Below are 17,280 nucleotides of genomic sequence, written 5' to 3' on the forward strand. Positions count from 1 at the left end.
GGTCTGCAAATGGCCAATCGGCGATCCCGCCACCGATGATTTCTATTTCTGCGGCCTGCCGGTGCAACAGGGCAAACCCTATTGCGAAGCCCATGTCGGCGTCGCGTTTCAACCCATGAGCAGCCGCCGCGACCGGCGGCGCTGAACCCGCCGGGCGATTCCCCCCCCCCGTGGGACGGCGGGCGGGGTGCCTTTGCGCCAGCAAACAGCGCCCGCGCGCCGGCCTCAATCGCGCCGTCCGACCAATCCGGTCAGCACCGCCGCCCCCAGGGCGGTCATGATCCAGCCCGCAGCCTGAATGACCGGCCGCAGATAGAACCCGACAAGGCCCCAATTGCCCCGCGCCGGTGACGGTGCCCAGGCATTTTCCTGCCCCAGCGCATCCAGCGGCACAAACAGATCCAGCCCATAGATCAAGCGGTTGAAACTCTCGTAATCCTGGGTGCTGTCCAGTGAGACCCAGGCGATCTGCGGCAATGGCCCTGCCCCGGCCTCATAAGCCGCAACCGCCGCAAGCCAATCGACTGAGGTCAGCACGACATCTGAATTTGGTGCCATCTGCCCGGCATCATAGGCCGCGCCATACAGCCCCGCCCCAAAGAGGACAAACCCCAGAACCCACCACAACGCCCGCATCGGCTGATGCCCATAGCCGAACATATAGCGAAACAGGTGCCCGAACCCGGCCTGAAACTCTTCCGGAAAGCTCGGCCAAACCGGCGATTTGCGCTCCTGAAGCCGCGCCAGGGCACGCCAGCGTTCGGCTTGGCTTTGTTTCACCTCCCGGTCCATCAGCACGCGCGCAGCCCCGTTTCGATGCCCTTGGGCGCGTAAAATATTGGCCAGTTGAACATGCGGCTGCGGGTCGAAATCACGCCAGACCTCGCCGCCCTTGTCGTTCACAACACCAGCAATCACTGCCCGCCGGTTTTTCCCCAGCCAGTCCAGCCGCCGCGTCACCGGCATCGACATTTCCAGCCGCTCATAGCGAAACCCGTCAAGGATCAGAGTGCCTACCCCTTCCCAGCTTGCCCAGTCATCGCGCAACGACCCGACCCGCGCTTCGGTCAGATCGACCCCTTGCCGACCCCCGGTCACCTGCTGCCAGAAAAACCCCTGCCCGACCCGCATCGCCTCCCCATCAAACCCCGTTGTCAGTGTGGCTTGCTGAATGAGGAGGTTACCCTTTACGTCCACCCGCACAAAATTCACCGCCGCCATGGCCCGAAACCCATCGCGCAAAAACACATCCGCCCCGATCCGCGCCGCCTGGCAGGTAAGCGCGCGCGCGCTCTCGGCCAGAAACTCACCGCCGCTACAATCCAACCGTCCGCCGATCTCCGCCCGAATAAAATTCACCTCCGCCCTGGCCCGAAACCCCGCGCGCAAAAACACATCCGCCCTGATCCGCGCCGCGTCGCAGTTGAGCGCGCACCCGCCATTGGCCAAAAATTTACCGCCATCACAAGCCAACTGACCGCCGATCTCCGCCCGTCTAAAATCCACCTCCGCCATGGCCCGGAAACCCTTGCCCAAAAAAACATCCGCCCCGATCCGCGCCGCTTCGCAATTGAGCGCGCACTCGCCATTGGCCAAAAATTTACCGCCATCACAGCTTAACTGGCCGCCGATCCTGGCACCGCCCAGATCAACCATGGCATCGGCGCAAAACCCGGCCCCCAAATGCACATTTGCACCCGTTGTCAGGCGGTGCAGAATGGCCCCCATCGGCAGGTGACATCCCGGCAGGTAAAGCGCGTGCAACTCTGCATCCACCAAAACGGGGCAATGCGGCAGCAGGCAATTTTCAAGGCTCAGACCAACCTCACTGCGGCAGCCCGCAAAATCCAGCACCCCGTCGATCCAGCCGCCAGCGATTTGCACGCCTCTGGGGTGCGGGCGCGCGCCATCATCCCCGTCGCAGCCGCCAAGCAGCAGGTAACGGATCAGCCCCGCCCGCACCCGTCGCTCAGGATCGCCGCAATCATCGGGCCGGTCCACCTTGCCCGGCAGATAGGCCATGCGCCCCAGCCTGCACTCCACCAGCAGGTTTGCCTCAAGCGCGCTCCATTCCGCATCGCCTTTGATGTCCTGAATCTCGGGGCGGTGAATTTTGGTCCGGGTCATGGCAGCCACCCTGCCCCTCGCCGGGGCCAATGGCAAGGATCAGCCGCGCCCTGCCAGCTCAGCCGCAAGACCGCCGCACCTCGCGCTCGCGCAACCCCGTTTCCACCAACATGCAGCGATCGCGCGCCTCGTAGTAATAGCCGCGCGCATACCAGCCAATCGCAGTGTCAAAATCGCCATCCGACAGCAGCCACGCCCCGCGCAGATATTTCACCGCCCAACGCAGATTGGTCTCCGCATCCAGCAGCTCCGACGGGGCGCCGCGAAACCCCATATTGCGCGCCGTTTCCGGCAATATCTGCATCAGCCCGTAATAGGGCCCGGCGCGGGCATCGGCGCGATAGTCGCTCTCGCGGTCAATGGATTGGTGGATCAACGCCGCCGGAACATCATAGAGCGCGGCATATTCATTGATCAACGCGCGCAGCTCGGGCGTCTCATTGGGGTAAAGCGGTGGCTCACCGGCGGGCACGCCCGCCCCCCGCGTGGTTCCGGCAGCCCCGCCACACGCCACCAACCCCAGCAGCGCCACCAGCATCAGGATCACCCGCATCCTCAATCTCCCCCGCCCAACAGGCGCTGCAACTGATCCGCAGCCTCTTGGCGCAGGCGGTCCTCCAGCGCATCCGCGGCCTCCGCGGCGGTATCCACCTCGACCCCCAAAGCGCCCGACACCGCGCCCTGCACCGCTTCGGTCGCCTGTTCCTCCAGCGCGTCGATCTGGCCTTCCAGTTCCTGACCGGCCAGCGCCTCCAGATCCAGGCTGTAATTCGGATCGCTCCAGGCCCCCGAAATCCGCAACGGCACCCGCAGCCCGCCCGCCTCACCGGCCAGCACCTCGGGCGTCACGGTGTAATCCAGCACCTGTGCGCCGATGCCCACGGTGCCAATACCCGCGACCCGGCCGACCGAGCTGTCCATCAGGAAATCATCATTGCTCAGCACGCCATCTGCAATCGTGAAACTGGCGGTGATGCTGTCATAAACGGTGCGCGATCCCTCGCCCTGATAGGAGGTATCGAGGTTGCGGATCATGCCCCAGATGTCGAGGCCCAGAATCGCCCCCTGACCAAATTCCAGATTGCCCGCGCCCGAAAGCGATCTCATCAGACTGTCCATATCATTGCCGACCATCAGAAAATTCACCGCGCCGCTGCCAGTGCCTTCCAGCCGCTCATAACCGGCAAATTCCATCAACAAAGGGGCCAATTGCATGTCACGCATGGTAATGTCGGCAGCCATCGACAGCCCGCCACGCCCATTGACCACATATTGCCCGCTCAGACTGCCACCATAGGCCGCGATCTGGCGCAGCTCCAGCACCAGCCGCCCGGCATCCAGATTGGCCCGCAGATCGACGCCATCCAGCATGGCCAGCCCCAGATCCAGCCCCTCCAGCACCAGCGCCACCTCGGCATCCGCACCAAAAAGCCCGCTCACATCAATGGCGTCGCGCGACCAGCCGCCGACCCCGGCCTCACCGGTCTGTGCGCCATCCTCCGCTTCGCTCAACCCGCTCAAATCCAGCGCGCCGCCCTGCAACCGAAAGCGGATCATCGGCCGCTCATCGCCCGGCAGAATATCCACATCCCCGGTCAATTCATTGTCATCCAGCACGAACCGCGCCGCGCGCAGATGCACCGAGCCTTCGGAGGCCAGCGTCACCGTCGCATCCACCGCAATCCGGTCGCGGCCCAGCCCGCGCGGCAATTCCAGCGCCGGTTGCCCGGCCAGCGCCATGATCGGGTCCAGATCGGTGGCATCCAGTGCCATCGTGCCGTCAATGCCCAGCGGGGCCAGCCCGACCCGACCGTCAAACCCGGCCTCGCCGCCATCCCAGCTTGCCGCCAGCGTGACCGGGCGAATTTCGCCCTCGATCAACGGCCCGACGCCCTCGATGGCCCCTTCGATATTGATCTCGGCCCCGTTCATCGTGGCCCGCCCCTCCAGCGAGGCCCGGCCCGCCGCCGAGGGCAGGCGCAGCGTCAGGTCGATGCCGCTGACCGATATTTCGGTGCCCGCAGCCTCATCGCGGAACGTCAGCGCGCCATTGCGGATCTCGGCAATATCGAGGCTGAAATTTTCCAATCCGCTGCCGCCCCCGCTATCGGCATCAGTCGCGCCCGCTTCGGCATGGGCCCCGGTGCCCGAAAAATCCCAGCTCACCGCACCATCAGCCGCCTGCACCAGCAGAATTTCGGCATTGACCAGTTCAAAGCGCTGCACCTGAATGGGGCCACCCCACAGCGCGCTCAGCCCAATGCCGACGCGCAGCCTTTCCGCGCGCAGCATCGGGCCATCACTGACCCAGACCGGATTGCCGATCTCGACGCCTTCGGCGCGCACCCCAAGGCTGGGCCAGATCGACGGGCTGACATCGCCCGAGATCACCAAAGACCGCCCCGTGGCGCGTTCAAACTGATCGCCCGCCAGTGCCGCGATACGTTCCGCCGGGATCAGAAACAGGGCACCAATAGCCAGCACAACCAGCAATACCAGCACGCCTATAATTCGAAATATCCAGCGCATTTTGTGCACTCCTTGCCTGCCTTGAGTTGAATCCTAGCGCGAAACCGGCCCCCGGAAACAGCCCCCAAATCGGTTTGCTCGGCCACGGGCAACCATCCACCCTGATGCGCAAGCGGGCCCGGGGCCGCCGCGCTCAACCCTGCCCGGCCCCCGGATAGGCCAAAGCCACCGTCAACGCATATCTGTTCTGGCGCAAGATCTCCTCAGGATCAGCATCAGCCATGCCCGGCAGGCCCAGGCATTTGCGCGCCAGAACCAGACCCAGCAGCACGGCAGTAAACAACGCCGCCCGCGCACCGGCCTCCGGCCCCTCCAGCCTGGCCCGAAACCGGGCCAGGAACTGGGCCTCAAAGGCGGCGCGCAGCATCGCGCCAACTTCGGCATCATTGGCGTTCATGATCAACAGACGCAGCGGATCGGGCGCGATAGCGCCCGACACCGGCAGTGATATGGCGCGCGCAATAGTCTCGACCAGGTCGCCGCCGGGGTCGCCAAACAACCCGTCCAGATCGAACGCCCCGTCCAGCGTGGCCTCGAACAGCCCCCGCTTGCCGCCAAAATAGCGCGAAACCAGCGCCACATCGACACCCGCCGCCCCGGCAATCGCGCGCAGACCGACATTGCCATAGCCGCGCCGCCACATCGTCTGGCGCGCTGCCACCAGCAGCTTTTCCCGGGTTGTGTCTGCCTTTCCCATGGCACCGATCTATGGCCCCGCATGACTATTTTGTCAACGCGCGTTGACAGAGCCGGGCCGGTGCCCTATCTGCACGTCAACAATTGTTGACAAAGGAAACCCCCAATGGCCGATACTGCCCTGATCACCGGTGCGTCCTCTGGCCTCGGCCGCGAATTTGCCCGCATTCATGCCGCCCGTGGCGGAGATCTGATCATCACCGCCCGCCGCGACGCCGAATTGCAGGCGCTCAAGGCCGAACTGGAGGCCGCCCATACCGTCACCGTGCACGCCATCGCGCTCGATCTGGGCGCGCCGGGCGGGGCCGATGCGCTGTGGCAACAGGTCGAGGCACTGGGCGCGCCGGTCGATATCCTGATCAACAATGCCGGCTTCGGCGGCCAGGGCCGTTTCATTGACCGCGATCTGGCCCAGGATCTGGCGATGATCGACCTCAACATCAAGGCGTTGGTCACGCTCAGCCACCATGCGGCGCGCGCCATGGCCACGCGCGGGCGCGGCAAGATCCTTCAGGTCAGCTCCACCGCTGCCTATATTCCGGGCCCGCTACAGGCCACCTATTACGCCACCAAGGCCTTTGTCAGCTCATTCTCGATGGCGCTGGATCAGGAATTGCGCGCGACAGGCGTCACCTGCACCGCGCTGGAGCCGGGCCTTGTCGATACCGGCTTTGTCGCCGCCGCCGATCTGACCGGCACGTCGTTGGCCAGCCCCGCCACCTATGCTGCCCTGCCCGCCGATGTCGCCCAGATCGGCTATGACGCCATGCTCAAGGGTAAATTGCGGGTGATCAACGAGGCCAAGCGCCGGATCCAACTGCAATGGCTGATCCCCTTCGCGCCCTATCGCATGGTGCTGAAAATGGTCCATGACCTGCAATCGAAAACCGGCTGAAACCCGTCAATCCAGCTCGGTCCAGGGCCAGGGCTTCACCTGGCTCGCCGCCGTCTGATAGCGTGCCGCCTTGGCAATCCAGATGCCCAGATCGGTGCCGAACTCCGCCAGGCGCGGGTTCGGTTCCTTGTTGATCAGCAAAATGATAAACTGGATCACCGTCGCCACCCCCAGCACCGTCTGCGCGACCGAGATCATCACCGCGATGATCAGCATATACAGCAGCCGCATCCAGATGCCATCGGCCTCGGCCTCGAACTGCTCGCCATGTATCCGGCCCGAAATCCTGTCCTCTTCCCGCTCGTTCATTGCCATTCCCTGCTGGTTGCCATGATCCCTGCCTATCACATAGGGGACACCGGGCACCGCACAATCCCGCGCCGCCCGGTCGCCCCGCATTGAAAACCCGGATCACGGATCATCTCATTTCCTTTCTGACCAAACTGCGCGCCATATCTCTGCTCCGCCAGCGCGGCGCAGATCATGCGCCCCCCTTCCCCGTCCGCCCGCTCTGCCCTATAGGCAAACCATGAGCCAGAACCCACCCAGCCTCCGCCCCGATCTCGCCCCCAAAGCGCGCCTGACGGACACCCCCCGCCCCGGCCAGCCCACCATCGGCATGGTCTCATTGGGCTGCCCCAAGGCGCTTGTTGACAGCGAACGCATCCTGACCCGCCTGCGCGCCGAGGGCTACGCGATCAGCCCCGATTACGCCGGGGCCGAGGCGGTCATCGTCAACACCTGCGGCTTTCTCGATTCCGCCAAGATGGAAAGCCTGGAGGCCATCGGCGAGGCCCTGCGCGAAAACGGCAAGGTCATCGTCACCGGCTGTCTGGGGGCCGTGCCCGAGGCCATCACCGGCACCCATCCCTCCGTTCTCGCCGTCACCGGCCCGCAGCAATATGAACGCGTGCTCGATGCCGTCCACAAAGCCGTGCCGCCCGCCCCCGACCCTTACATCGACCTGCTGCCGGCCACCGGCGTATCGCTGACGCCGCGCCATTACAGCTATCTCAAGATCTCCGAGGGCTGTAACCACAAATGCAAGTTCTGCATCATCCCCGACATGCGCGGCAGGCTTGCGTCCCGCCCCGCGCGCGCCGTGCTGCGCGAGGCCGAAAAGCTGGTCGCGGCGGGGGTGAAGGAATTGCTGGTGATTTCCCAGGACACGTCTGCCTATGGCACTGACTGGAAGGCGCGCGACGATAAATTCCCCATCCTGCCGCTGGCCCGCGATCTGGGCAGCCTGGGGGCCTGGGTGCGGCTGCATTACGTCTATCCCTACCCGTTCGTGCGCGACCTGATCCCGCTGATGGCGGACCCCGCGAACGGTGTGCTGCCCTATCTCGATATCCCGTTCCAGCACGCCCACCCCGATGTGCTGAAACGCATGGCCCGCCCCGCCGCCGCCGCCAAAACGCTGGATGAAATCACCGCCTGGCGCGCGATCTGCCCCGATATCACCCTGCGCAGCACCTTCATCGTCGGCTATCCCGGCGAGACCGAGGCCGAGTTCCAGACCCTGCTGGATTGGCTCGATGAGGCGCAACTGGACCGCGTCGGCTGCTTTCAATATGAAAACGTCGCCGGGGCGCGGTCAAACGCGCTGCCGGACCATGTGGATGATGAGGTCAAGGCCGAACGCTACCACCGCTTCATGGAAAAATCACAGGCCATTTCCGAGGCCAAGCTGGCGGCCAAAATCGGCACCCGTCTGGAGGTCATCGTCGATGAGCTGGACGCCGAAGGTGCCACCTGCCGGACAATGGCGGACGCGCCTGAGATCGACGGAAATTTGTTTATTGATCAGGGGTTTGAGGGGTTGGCGGCCGGGGATATCGTGAGCGTTGAGGTGGATGAGGCGAGTGAGTATGATTTGTGGGGGCGTTTGCCGAAATAGTAATCTTCCAGTGGAAGATTACCGGCAAACGCGGGCGGAGCCCCGGACCTGGTCGAATTGGGAAATGCTCCGGTGGAGCCTTTTCCGAAAATCACGAGACGCGGAACAATATTGCATAGCTGTTCCATCCCGGATGATCACATAAGCCCTCGGCGTTCGGCCCTGTTCATGGCACGATCAGTTCTCAGGGACATTCGGGACGGAGCGCGACCATGCCGATACCTTTTCATAAGCAAGCCACGACGACGCCAAAGATCCGGGCCGCAATTCAAGCCAGCACGGTGCGCGCGCCATCGCCAGACCGCGGGGTGGCGATCCGGGCCTCAGAACGAAGCACTTTATCCCTACCAAGCCCCTCCCCGCCCAATGCGACAGCACAATTCCATCAAATCGCCAGCCCTTGCGGGCGGTCTGGCGATGGCGCGGGCGGCCTGACGGCCTTGATTCCCGCGCCGGGGCGCTCCACTCATAGCGCAACGCCAGCCCGCCAGTTCGCCAGCCCTTGCGGGCGGCCCCTCTCGGCAGATTTCCCCAAGGAAAATCGCCTGCCGGGTCAATGCTGGCGATGGCGCGGCGGCCTCTCGGCCTTGATTGCCGCGCCAATTCCAAGGCCCTGTTCTCCAAACCAAAGAAGGCCCCGACAACAATATCGACAACATCATGATACTCCATTCCCTGCGCCCCCATACAATGGAGGCGCATATGGCGATCTACAAAACGTTCTGCATCACTCTGCGAACATGGTGCCAAAATGGCTGCTGGAGACAATCGGCACCTGGGTCAGTCACCTGAACGGTTGCGCCTGTTGCGTCGATCACCCCTTCGCCGGGCCAGGGGTTTGATCCCTCGGTTTGATGGTGCGATCCATGCGTTGGAATGGAAGGAAACAGCCATATTACAGCACGTCTCGGAAAACCTGCATCCCTTCACGCTGCCTGAAATCAAAGATTTCAACGCGGCAAGGGGTGCACCCTGTCTCAGCTATTCCAGGACGTGCTTTATCTGCGGGGATGGAACAATTGGTGACCATGCCCAAGTGCGATATGGGCGTTATCACCCATCCATCTTCAACGCAGAAATAAACGCCGATTGCGGGATCTCTACCTTGCCGAACTGGCGCATCTTCTTCTTGCCCTTTTTCTGCTTGTCCAGCAGTTTCCGCTTCCGGCTGGCATCACCGCCATAGCATTTCGCGGTCACGTCCTTGCGCATGGCCGACAGGGTCTCGCGCGCGATGACCCGGCCGCCGATCGCTGCCTGGATCGGGATCTTGAACATGTGGCGCGGGATCAGTTCCTTGAGTTTTTCCACCATGGCGCGGCCGCGCGCCTCGGCCCGGTCGCGGTGCACCATCATCGACAGCGCATCAACCGGTTCATCATTGACCAGCACCTGCATCTTGACCAGAAAATCCTCGCGGTAGCCGATCATCTGGTAGTCAAACGACGCATAGCCCTTGGTCACCGATTTCAGCCGGTCGTAGAAATCGAACACGACCTCATTCAGCGGCAGATCGTAGACCACCATGGCGCGTTGGCCGGCATAGGTCAGGTCTACCTGAATGCCGCGCCGGTCCTGACAGAGCTTCAGCACATCGCCCAAGTATTCATCGGGCACCAGAATGGTGGCCTTGATGCGCGGCTCCTCGACATGATCGACGGTCGCCATGTCGGGCATGTCGGCGGGGTTGTGCAGGTCGACCTTGGTGCCGTCGCGCAGGTAGATGTGGTAGATGACGGAGGGCGCGGTGGTGATCAGGTCAATGTCATATTCGCGCTCGATCCGGTCGCGGATCACCTCCAGATGCAGCAGCCCCAGAAAACCACAGCGAAAGCCGAAGCCAAGGGCGGCTGATGTTTCCATCTCGGAACTGAACGAGGCGTCGTTCAGGGCCAGTTTCTCGATCGCGTCGCGCAGGTCTTCAAACTCGGCGCTATCGACAGGAAAGAGGCCGCAGAACACCACCGGCTGCGACGGCTTGAAGCCCGGCAGGGCCTTGTCCGCGCTCCTCTTCTCATGGGTGATGGTGTCGCCGACGCGGGTGTCGCGGACCTGTTTGATGGAGGCCGTGAGAAAGCCGATCTCGCCGGGGCCAAGTTCCGCAATATTGGTCATTTTGGGCCGAAACACGCCAAGCCGGTCAACCGGGTATTGCCCGCCGGTGCGCATCATCCTGATCCGGTCGCCGCGTCTGATCACGCCGTCAATGACGCGGATGATGACGACGACACCCAGATAGGCATCATAATAGCTGTCGACCAGCATCGCCTTGAGCGGGGCGTCGCGGTCGCCCTTGGGGGCGGGCAGCCGGGTGACGATGGCTTCCAGCACTTCGGGAATGCCGAGGCCGGTCTTGGCCGAAATCAGCACGGCATCGCTGGCATCGATGCCGATCACATCCTCGATCTGTTCGGCGACACGCTCGGGCTCGGCCGCCGGCAGATCGACCTTGTTCAGCACCGGCACGATCTCATGATCGGCGTCAATCGCCTGATAGACATTGGCCAGCGTCTGCGCCTCAACCCCTTGCGAAGCATCGACCACCAGAAGCGAGCCTTCGACGGCACGCATCGAGCGGCTGACCTCATAGGCGAAATCGACATGGCCGGGGGTGTCGATCAGGTTGAGGATATAGGTATTTCCATCCTTGGCCGGGTATTCGATGCGCACGGTATTGGCTTTGATGGTGATGCCGCGTTCACGCTCGATATCCATGCTGTCAAGCAACTGTTCCTGCATGTCGCGATCAGCCACTGTGCCGGTGGACTGGATCAGCCGGTCGGCAAGGGTGGATTTACCGTGGTCAATATGGGCCACGATGGAGAAATTGCGGATGAGATCAAGGTCAGTCATGGTGGGGATATGCGGTGGAATCCGGGGCTGGTCAATGGGCGGTGCCCGGGGCGGGCCGCATAAGGCAAAATCGGGCGGCGCGGCCACAAACCGCAGGCATTTTGAAACGGCTGTGATAGCGTGGTGGCAACCCACGGAATAGGACATGCAAATGCTGGAAAAACTGGCCCTGCCCATCGCGAAAATCTACGTGCCCGCCAAACGCGCCAAGACAGTGGATCCGGCCAGGGTCGAGGCGCTGGCCGAGGATATCCTGGAGAACGGCCAATTGGTTCCGATCCGGGTGCGCGCGGGCAAGGGGCGCTATGTGCTGCTGGAAGGCGCGCACCGGCTGGAGGCGCTGCGCGCGCTTGGCGAAACCACGGTGGAAGGGTTCATCGCGCATGCCCGGCTGCATTGATCTGGGCGGCGGCGTGAATTCGGCCCGACAGATGCGCCTGCAATCCGGGCGGGCGGCCCCTGCCTGGATTTGAATACATGCCTGGAGGGGCCGCGCGCATGTTCATATCCACCCCGCTGAAACGGCACCCCGAACGACCGACTGGATAGCTGTTCCATCCCGGATGGACCGCTTGCAGCGTTTTGCATTTCACCCGGAACAGGGCATCATCAAACGCAATACGCTTCAAGGCGCAACCTCACGCGCGACCATGGTGCGCAGGCTGAAGCTGGTGCGGGTAGACCGGATGCCCTCGATATGGACCAGACGGTCCTCCAGAAACCGGTCAAACGCGGCCAGATCGGCGGCCAGCACTTTCAGCAGGATATCGCGCGATCCGGTCATCAGGTGGCATTCGGCCACTTCCGGGAAATGGCGGATGGCGCGCTCGAACCCGGCCAGCGTGGCATGGGACTGGCGTTCCAGCTCCACAAAGACAAACACCGTCAGCGGCAAGCCCAGTTTCGCCGGATCCACCCGTGCGCCATAGCCGGTGATGATGCCGTCCGCCTCCAGCCGGGCCATGCGCCGGGCGCAGGGGGTTGGCGACAGACCGACCTTTTCGGCCAGATCGGTCACCGCCAGGCGGCCATCGCGCTGCAACACGCCCAGAATCTTCCGGTCAATCGCGTCCATTGGGTATTTTTCTCTAAATCTGCCCCATGCGTGGTGAATATCACTCTTTTCTCCAGCCACAAAGCCAATCTTTGACGCCATTCGCCAAAGCCATGGCCGTATTCTGCCGTGACTACGGGGAGGAACCGCATGCAGATCACCACCATCACCAGCCCGGCCCATGAACATGTCATCCGCATCGCGGATGCGGGCGTGGGGCTGATCGGGTTCATCGCCATCCATTCGACCCAATTGGGCCCCGCGGCGGGCGGGTTGCGGATGCGGCAATACGAGACCGAGGATGCGGCCCTGAACGATGTGCTGCGGCTCAGCCACGGGATGACGTTCAAGAACGCGGCGGCGGGGCTGCCTCTGGGCGGTGGCAAGGCGGTGATCATCGGCGATCCGGCGCGCAAGACGCCTGCGATGCTGACCGGATTTGCCCGCGCCATCGACATGCTGAAAGGGCGCTACTGGACGGCGGAAGACATGGGAATGACGCCCGAGGATATGGCTGTTCTGGCAATGGTGACCCCCTATGTGGCCGGGCTGCCAGATGGCGAATTTGCCAGCGGTGACCCCTCGCCGATCACCGCGCAAGGCATCTTCAACGCCATTCGCTGCACCGCCAAGCATCGCTTTGGAACCGCCGATCTGACCGGGTGCCGCGTGGCGCTGCAGGGGCTTGGCCATGTCGGCTGGCATCTGGCGGGGCTGTTGCGCGGGGCCGGTGCCACGCTGGTTGTGGCCGATATTGACGCAGGCCGCGCCGCCGAGGCCGGACAGCGCTTTGCGGCCGAAATTGTGCCGGTCGCGGAAATCCTGACAGCGCAGGCCGATATTCTGGCCCCCTGCGCCATTGGCGGCATCCTGAATGCCGGGACCATCGCAGGGCTGAATGTGCGGGCCGTTGCAGGCGGTGCCAATAACCAGCTTGCCACGCCCGCCGATGGCGACAGGCTGCACGCGCGCGGTATCCTCTATGCGCCCGATTACGTCGCCAATGCCGGTGGCATCATCAATGTGGCGACCGAGATCCTGCGCATTTCCGACCGCCCGGCCTTTGTTGCCCGCAAACTGGCGCAGGCCGAGGCGACGCTGGATGCCATCCTGTCCGGTGCTGCGGCCCGCGGCGTTGCCCCGCACCGGGTTGCCGATGAAACCGTGCTGGAACAGATGCGCGTCAGGGCGGCCTGATCCGCGCCGATCCGCCCAAATGCCCCCTTGCGCAACATGGGCGTTGCGCAAGACGCGCGCGCGGTGCAATTTGCCGGTATCGGACGGGGAAAACCCCGCAGCGAGCGGCAGATGGGGCATCATTCATGACAAAGAAATTTCCGGTTCTCTTGGCAGTTTTCCTGATCGTCGGGGCACCGCTTGAGGCAAATCCGATCGAGCGTGCCTGCAATGGCTCGGACCGGTCGGCAGCCAACGCGCGGCTTTGTTCCTGCATCGGGAACGTGGCGCGCGCAACGCTGTCGCGCAGCGAAATGCGGCAGGCGGCCCGGTTTTTCCGCGACCCGGACCGCGCCGAACAGGTGCGCATGTCAGATCGCAGCAGCGATGAGGCGTTCTGGGACCGCTACACCGATTTCGGGCAAGCGGCCGCATCGCAATGCAGCTGAGCCATAGCACCTCTCAGAAAACCTGAATCACCTGACGCTGCCTGAAAACAAGGATTTCAACGCGCCCGGCGATGCACCCTGTCTCAGGCATTCCGAGACGGGCTTTAAAGCCGCGCCGCCCAAGCCTGCGCGGCCCGATCGATCAGCGCCAGCACGCCATCGAAATCACGGGTATAATAGGGGTCCGGCACATCGCGCGGGCCGTCCTCCAACACCTCCAGAAACAGCGCCAGCCGGGCGGGCGATCCTTCGGGCTGTATCGCCTTCAGATCAGCCAGGTTCTGCGCATCCATCGCCAGAATCAGGTCAAACCGGGTGAAATCACGCGCACATACCTGCCGGGCCCGCTGAGCGCCAAGATCCAGCCCCTGCGCCCGGGCCGCAATCTGCATCGGGCCATAGGGGGCGTTTCCGATATGCCAGTTTGACGTGCCGGCACTGTCGATCACCGCCCCCGGCATGGCGCGTTCCAGCGCGCCCTGGCCTGTGGGCGAGCGGCAGATATTGCCCAGGCAGACACAAAGGATAGAATGGGACATCATGGGGCCTTTTTTTCGTTCGGGTATTCCCCCTCATGCCATGAAAGGCGGGCCGATATGAACCGGATTGTGATTTTGACCGGCGCGGGCATCTCTGCCGAAAGCGGGCTCGGCACGTTCCGCGACAAGGGCGGGCTGTGGTCGCAATATGATCTGGAGGAGGTCGCGACACCGCAAGGTTTCGTCCGAAACCCGTCATTGGTGCATGATTTCTACAATGCGCGCCGGGCCAATATGCTGGAGGCCGCCCCGAACGCGGCGCATCTGGCGCTGGCGCGGCTGCAGGCGGCATGTCCGGGCGAGGTGCTGATTGTGACGCAGAACGTCGATGATCTGCATGAACGCGCCGGCAGCGGGGCGGTGCTGCATATGCACGGGCAGTTGACGGGCGCGCTTTGTGCCGCCTGCGGGCATCGCTGGCCTGCGCCACGGGTGATGGAGGCAGAGGCCCCCTGCCCCGCCTGCGCGGCCCCAGAGACACGGCCCGACATCGTCTGGTTTGGCGAGATGCCCTATCATATGGAGCAGATCGGTGCGGCGCTGGCGCGGGCTGATCTGTTCGTTTCGGTGGGCAGTTCGGGCGAGGTCTATCCGGCGGCAGGTTTTGTAGACGACGCGCGGGCGGCGGGTGTGGCGACGTTGGAGATCAATCTGGAACCGTCGCGGATACCCGGCCTGTTCGATCGGGTGATCACGGGCCCGGCCACGCGCATGGTGCCGCACTGGGTGGCCGGGCTGCTGCCGTGAACGGCGCGCAGCCGGCGAGGTTGAGAATCATTGCGGCGGGCAAGGTCATGCCAGACTATGCCACAGCCTTGCGGGTGCCGGTTCGCGCCGGTGGCATTGTGGCCGATATGTTTTCCGCCCGGTCATAGCCCCTGGGCGGCTCGGCAAAAACGGCAGGCGGCAGAATGACAAACGGCCCCCGGAGCAGTCTCCGAAGGCCGATATCAGGTATCGTCAGGCAGGTGTCAGCGCTTAGGCTTCGGCCTGGGCCTTTGCGATTTCTTTTTTGATTTTCCGCGCCTTGTCAGACAGTTCATCATCTTTGGCCTTGACCATGAAAGCATCGAGACCGCCACGATGGTCGACCGTGCGCAGCGCGGCATTGCAAATGCGCAGCTTGAAGCGGCGGTCAAGGATGTCGGACCCAAGCGTCACTTCGTTCAGGTTCGGCAAAAACCGCCGACGGGTTCTGTTTTTGGCGTGGCTGACATTGTTGCCAACCATCGGGCCTTTTCCGGTCAATTCGCACACGCGCGACATGGGGCTCATCCTCGGATCTTTGAAATGGAGAAGGGCGCTGAGACGGGTCAGCGCCCTCGTAAATCTGGCCGGTGGATAGGACGGCGGCCTGCCAGTGTCAAGCAGAAGATCGGCTTTGGGGTGACAATGGCGGGCCCGGCTTCTAGCCTTTGGGCCATGGTCAAGGAAACCGATCTATACGAACCGATCCGCGCCTTTTTGCAGGCGCAGGGATATGAGGTCAAATCCGAAGTCGGGCCCGCCGATGTGGTGGCGATCCGAGCGGGCGAGGAGCCGGTCATCATCGAGATGAAAACCCGCTTCGCGCTGGCGCTGTTTCATCAGGGCGTGGCGCGTCTGGGACTGACCGATCTGGTCTATCTGGCGGTGCCGCGTGGCACGGGAAGGGGGTTTCAGAAAGCGCTGAAGGAAAACACCGCGCTGGCACGCCGGTTGGGGCTTGGGCTGATCACGGTGCGGCTGCGCGATGATCTGGTTGAGGTCCATTGCGACCCCGGGCCTTACGCGCCGCGCCGGTCCGGCCCCAAACGCCAGCGCCTGTTGCGCGAATTCGCCCGCCGGGTGGGTGACCCCAATCTGGGCGGCGCGACACGGGCCGGTCTGGTCACCGCCTACCGGCAGGACGCGCTGCGCTGTGCTGCATATCTGGCGACACATGGCCCTGCCAAGGGTGCGGCGGTCAAGGCGGCGACGGGGGTGGAACAGGCCACGCGGATCATGCGCGACGATCATTATGGCTGGTTTGAGCGGGTGGAGAAAGGCGTCTATTGCCTGACGCCCAAGGGCGTTGAAGGGCTGGCGCGTTTTGCCGCGCCCGCGCCTGCCTGAAACGCCGTCGCGCCCGCCCATGGGGATGTGGGCGGGCGCGACGCCTGGGGTCTTTATCGTCTGAAGCACGGCCAGCATGGGCCGGGCAAGGTTAAGAAAAGGTTACCGGCCCCGGATTACCCAAGCACGGATGCGACCGCGCGGCGGGTCACCGCGACAACATGGTCAACCTCATCTTTCGTAATGCATAGCGGCGGCGCGAAACCGATGATGTCACCCTGCGGCATCGCCCGCGCGATCACGTCATCTGCGGCCATCGCCGCCGATATGGCCGGGCCGATCTTGCGGGCCGGATCGAACAGTTTCAGCGGGTCCTTCGATTCGGCAAATTCCACCGCCGCCATCAGGCCTTCGCCACGCACTTCCGCCACATGGGGATGATCGGCCAACGCGTCGCGCAGGGCGTTACACAGGTAAGCCCCGGTTTTGCCTGCATTTTCCACCAAACCAAGACTGTCGATCAGCTTCAAGTTAGCCACCCCGGCGGCGGCCCCGATGGGATGCGCCGAATAGGTCCAGCCATGCCCGATGGGGCCATTTTCATCGGTGCCATCCTCCAGCACCTTCCAGACCTTGCCCGACACGATAGACCCCGACAAAGGCGCATAGGCCGAGGTCAGGCCCTTGGCGATGGTGATGATATCGGCCTCGATCCCGTAATGGTCCGACCCGAACATGGTGCCGAGACGGCCAAAGCCTGTCACCACCTCATCGGCGATCAGCAGGATGTCATATTTGCGCAGCACCGCCTGAATGGCCGCCCAATAGCCCGCGGGCGGCGGCACGATGCCACCGGTGCCCAGAACCGGTTCACCGATGAAGGCGGCAATGGTGTCGGGCCCTTGCGCGAGGATCAGCGCCTCCAGCTTTTCGGCGCAATCAGCGGCAAAACCGGCCTCACTCATCGCGGGATCGGCGCGGCGCAGATAATAGGGGGCCTCGGTATGGATTACCTGGCTCAGCGGCAG

18 protein-coding genes and 1 pseudogene are annotated in these 17,280 nt (G+C 63.5%); 9 read left to right on the forward strand and 10 right to left on the reverse strand.

Annotated elements, in window-relative coordinates; all coding sequences use genetic code 11:
• Positions 1-145 (forward strand): GcrA family cell cycle regulator (locus ACW8PS_RS06435; protein ID WP_491526516.1); only part of this gene is annotated, 145 nt, incomplete at its 5' end.
• An 80-nt stretch (positions 146-225) separates the two neighbouring features.
• Here the strand turns inward: ACW8PS_RS06435 and ACW8PS_RS06440 are convergent.
• From ACW8PS_RS06440 to ACW8PS_RS06455, 4 genes are all read right to left on the reverse strand, one after another.
• Positions 226-2,127, reverse strand: a complete 1,902-nt coding sequence (locus ACW8PS_RS06440) for a hypothetical protein (protein ID WP_491526497.1) — start codon at positions 2,125-2,127, stop codon at positions 226-228.
• Positions 2,128-2,185: 58 nt separating this feature from the next.
• Positions 2,186-2,680, reverse strand: a complete 495-nt coding sequence (locus tag ACW8PS_RS06445) for a transglycosylase SLT domain-containing protein (protein WP_491526498.1) — start codon at positions 2,678-2,680, stop codon at positions 2,186-2,188.
• A 2-nt stretch (positions 2,681-2,682) separates the two neighbouring features.
• Complete coding sequence (locus ACW8PS_RS06450; protein WP_491526500.1) at positions 2,683-4,656, reverse strand: AsmA family protein; 1,974 nt, start codon at positions 4,654-4,656, stop codon at positions 2,683-2,685.
• 133 nt (positions 4,657-4,789) lie between these two features.
• Entirely contained in the window at positions 4,790-5,353 is a 564-nt protein-coding gene (locus ACW8PS_RS06455) for a TetR/AcrR family transcriptional regulator (protein ID WP_491526501.1), read from the reverse strand.
• 105 nt (positions 5,354-5,458) lie between these two features.
• Here ACW8PS_RS06455 and ACW8PS_RS06460 point away from each other — a divergent pair, with 105 nt between their 5' ends.
• The gene (locus ACW8PS_RS06460) at positions 5,459-6,247 is read left to right on the forward strand and encodes an SDR family NAD(P)-dependent oxidoreductase (RefSeq protein WP_491526502.1); all 789 of its coding nucleotides are present in this window, start codon (positions 5,459-5,461) and stop codon (positions 6,245-6,247) included.
• A 6-nt stretch (positions 6,248-6,253) separates the two neighbouring features.
• On the opposite strand, the gene ACW8PS_RS06465 is transcribed toward ACW8PS_RS06460, so the two are convergent.
• On the reverse strand, positions 6,254-6,556 hold the full coding sequence (locus tag ACW8PS_RS06465) for a DUF4389 domain-containing protein (RefSeq protein WP_491526503.1): 303 nt from the start codon (positions 6,554-6,556) through the stop codon (positions 6,254-6,256).
• Between the two features lie 220 nt (positions 6,557-6,776).
• On the opposite strand from ACW8PS_RS06465, the gene rimO reads away from it, so the two are divergent.
• Positions 6,777-8,147, forward strand: a complete 1,371-nt coding sequence (rimO, locus tag ACW8PS_RS06470) for a 30S ribosomal protein S12 methylthiotransferase RimO (RefSeq protein ID WP_491526504.1) — start codon at positions 6,777-6,779, stop codon at positions 8,145-8,147.
• A 633-nt stretch (positions 8,148-8,780) separates the two neighbouring features.
• Positions 8,781-8,977, forward strand: a pseudogene (locus tag ACW8PS_RS06475) (alkylhydroperoxidase); the annotation flags it as partial.
• A 223-nt stretch (positions 8,978-9,200) separates the two neighbouring features.
• On the opposite strand, the gene lepA reads toward ACW8PS_RS06475, so the two are convergent.
• The gene (lepA, locus tag ACW8PS_RS06480) at positions 9,201-11,000 is read right to left on the reverse strand and encodes a translation elongation factor 4 (protein WP_491526505.1); all 1,800 of its coding nucleotides are present in this window, start codon (positions 10,998-11,000) and stop codon (positions 9,201-9,203) included.
• Between the two features lie 145 nt (positions 11,001-11,145).
• Here lepA and ACW8PS_RS06485 point away from each other — a divergent pair, with 145 nt between their 5' ends.
• On the forward strand, positions 11,146-11,400 hold the full coding sequence (locus ACW8PS_RS06485; RefSeq protein ID WP_491526506.1) for a ParB N-terminal domain-containing protein: 255 nt from the start codon (positions 11,146-11,148) through the stop codon (positions 11,398-11,400).
• 225 nt (positions 11,401-11,625) lie between these two features.
• Here ACW8PS_RS06485 and ACW8PS_RS06490 read toward each other — a convergent pair whose 3' ends face one another.
• Entirely contained in the window at positions 11,626-12,075 is a 450-nt protein-coding gene (locus tag ACW8PS_RS06490; RefSeq protein WP_491526507.1) for an Lrp/AsnC family transcriptional regulator, read from the reverse strand.
• Positions 12,076-12,204: 129 nt separating this feature from the next.
• Between ACW8PS_RS06490 and ACW8PS_RS06495 the strand changes: the two genes are divergently transcribed.
• Together ACW8PS_RS06495 and ACW8PS_RS06500 are read left to right on the forward strand one after the other, a co-directional pair.
• Positions 12,205-13,251 (forward strand): Glu/Leu/Phe/Val family dehydrogenase, encoded by a 1,047-nt coding sequence (locus ACW8PS_RS06495; protein WP_491526509.1) that lies wholly within the window; start codon positions 12,205-12,207, stop codon positions 13,249-13,251.
• A gap of 125 nt (positions 13,252-13,376) precedes the next feature.
• Positions 13,377-13,679, forward strand: a complete 303-nt coding sequence (locus ACW8PS_RS06500; RefSeq protein ID WP_491526510.1) for a hypothetical protein — start codon at positions 13,377-13,379, stop codon at positions 13,677-13,679.
• Between the two features lie 104 nt (positions 13,680-13,783).
• Here ACW8PS_RS06500 and ACW8PS_RS06505 read toward each other — a convergent pair whose 3' ends face one another.
• The gene (locus ACW8PS_RS06505; RefSeq protein ID WP_491526511.1) at positions 13,784-14,218 is read right to left on the reverse strand and encodes a low molecular weight protein-tyrosine-phosphatase; all 435 of its coding nucleotides are present in this window, start codon (positions 14,216-14,218) and stop codon (positions 13,784-13,786) included.
• Positions 14,219-14,275: 57 nt separating this feature from the next.
• On the opposite strand from ACW8PS_RS06505, the gene ACW8PS_RS06510 reads away from it, so the two are divergent.
• Complete coding sequence (locus ACW8PS_RS06510) at positions 14,276-14,965, forward strand: NAD-dependent deacylase (RefSeq protein ID WP_491526512.1); 690 nt, start codon at positions 14,276-14,278, stop codon at positions 14,963-14,965.
• A 231-nt stretch (positions 14,966-15,196) separates the two neighbouring features.
• Here the strand turns inward: ACW8PS_RS06510 and rpmB are convergent, their stop codons facing one another.
• Complete coding sequence (gene rpmB / locus ACW8PS_RS06515; protein WP_491526513.1) at positions 15,197-15,484, reverse strand: 50S ribosomal protein L28; 288 nt, start codon at positions 15,482-15,484, stop codon at positions 15,197-15,199.
• A 156-nt stretch (positions 15,485-15,640) separates the two neighbouring features.
• On the opposite strand from rpmB, the gene ACW8PS_RS06520 reads away from it, so the two are divergent.
• Positions 15,641-16,312, forward strand: coding sequence for a DUF2161 domain-containing phosphodiesterase (locus ACW8PS_RS06520; RefSeq protein ID WP_491526514.1), 672 nt, complete (start codon positions 15,641-15,643; stop codon positions 16,310-16,312).
• 116 nt (positions 16,313-16,428) lie between these two features.
• Here the strand turns inward: ACW8PS_RS06520 and ACW8PS_RS06525 are convergent.
• Positions 16,429-17,280 (reverse strand): aminotransferase class III-fold pyridoxal phosphate-dependent enzyme (locus tag ACW8PS_RS06525; protein WP_491526515.1); only part of this gene is annotated, 852 nt, incomplete at its 5' end.

The sequence above is a fragment of the Alterinioella sp. genome (genome assembly GCF_058343375.1).

Bases quoted from the DNA above. Each gene is read 5' to 3' on its own strand.
- ACW8PS_RS06440 (WP_491526497.1), bottom strand. From the start codon at position 2,127: ATGACCCGGACCAAAATTCACCGCCCCGAGATTCAGGACATCAAAGGC.
- ACW8PS_RS06445 (WP_491526498.1), bottom strand. From the start codon at position 2,680: ATGCGGGTGATCCTGATGCTGGTGGCGCTGCTGGGGTTGGTGGCGTGT.
- ACW8PS_RS06450 (WP_491526500.1), bottom strand. From the start codon at position 4,656: ATGCGCTGGATATTTCGAATTATAGGCGTGCTGGTATTGCTGGTTGTG.
- ACW8PS_RS06455 (WP_491526501.1), bottom strand. From the start codon at position 5,353: ATGGGAAAGGCAGACACAACCCGGGAAAAGCTGCTGGTGGCAGCGCGC.
- ACW8PS_RS06460 (WP_491526502.1), top strand. From the start codon at position 5,459: ATGGCCGATACTGCCCTGATCACCGGTGCGTCCTCTGGCCTCGGCCGC.
- ACW8PS_RS06465 (WP_491526503.1), bottom strand. From the start codon at position 6,556: ATGAACGAGCGGGAAGAGGACAGGATTTCGGGCCGGATACATGGCGAG.
- rimO (WP_491526504.1), top strand. From the start codon at position 6,777: ATGAGCCAGAACCCACCCAGCCTCCGCCCCGATCTCGCCCCCAAAGCG.
- lepA (WP_491526505.1), bottom strand. From the start codon at position 11,000: ATGACTGACCTTGATCTCATCCGCAATTTCTCCATCGTGGCCCATATT.
- ACW8PS_RS06485 (WP_491526506.1), top strand. From the start codon at position 11,146: ATGCAAATGCTGGAAAAACTGGCCCTGCCCATCGCGAAAATCTACGTG.
- ACW8PS_RS06490 (WP_491526507.1), bottom strand. From the start codon at position 12,075: ATGGACGCGATTGACCGGAAGATTCTGGGCGTGTTGCAGCGCGATGGC.
- ACW8PS_RS06495 (WP_491526509.1), top strand. From the start codon at position 12,205: ATGCAGATCACCACCATCACCAGCCCGGCCCATGAACATGTCATCCGC.
- ACW8PS_RS06500 (WP_491526510.1), top strand. From the start codon at position 13,377: ATGACAAAGAAATTTCCGGTTCTCTTGGCAGTTTTCCTGATCGTCGGG.
- ACW8PS_RS06505 (WP_491526511.1), bottom strand. From the start codon at position 14,218: ATGTCCCATTCTATCCTTTGTGTCTGCCTGGGCAATATCTGCCGCTCG.
- ACW8PS_RS06510 (WP_491526512.1), top strand. From the start codon at position 14,276: ATGAACCGGATTGTGATTTTGACCGGCGCGGGCATCTCTGCCGAAAGC.
- rpmB (WP_491526513.1), bottom strand. From the start codon at position 15,484: ATGTCGCGCGTGTGCGAATTGACCGGAAAAGGCCCGATGGTTGGCAAC.
- ACW8PS_RS06520 (WP_491526514.1), top strand. From the start codon at position 15,641: ATGGTCAAGGAAACCGATCTATACGAACCGATCCGCGCCTTTTTGCAG.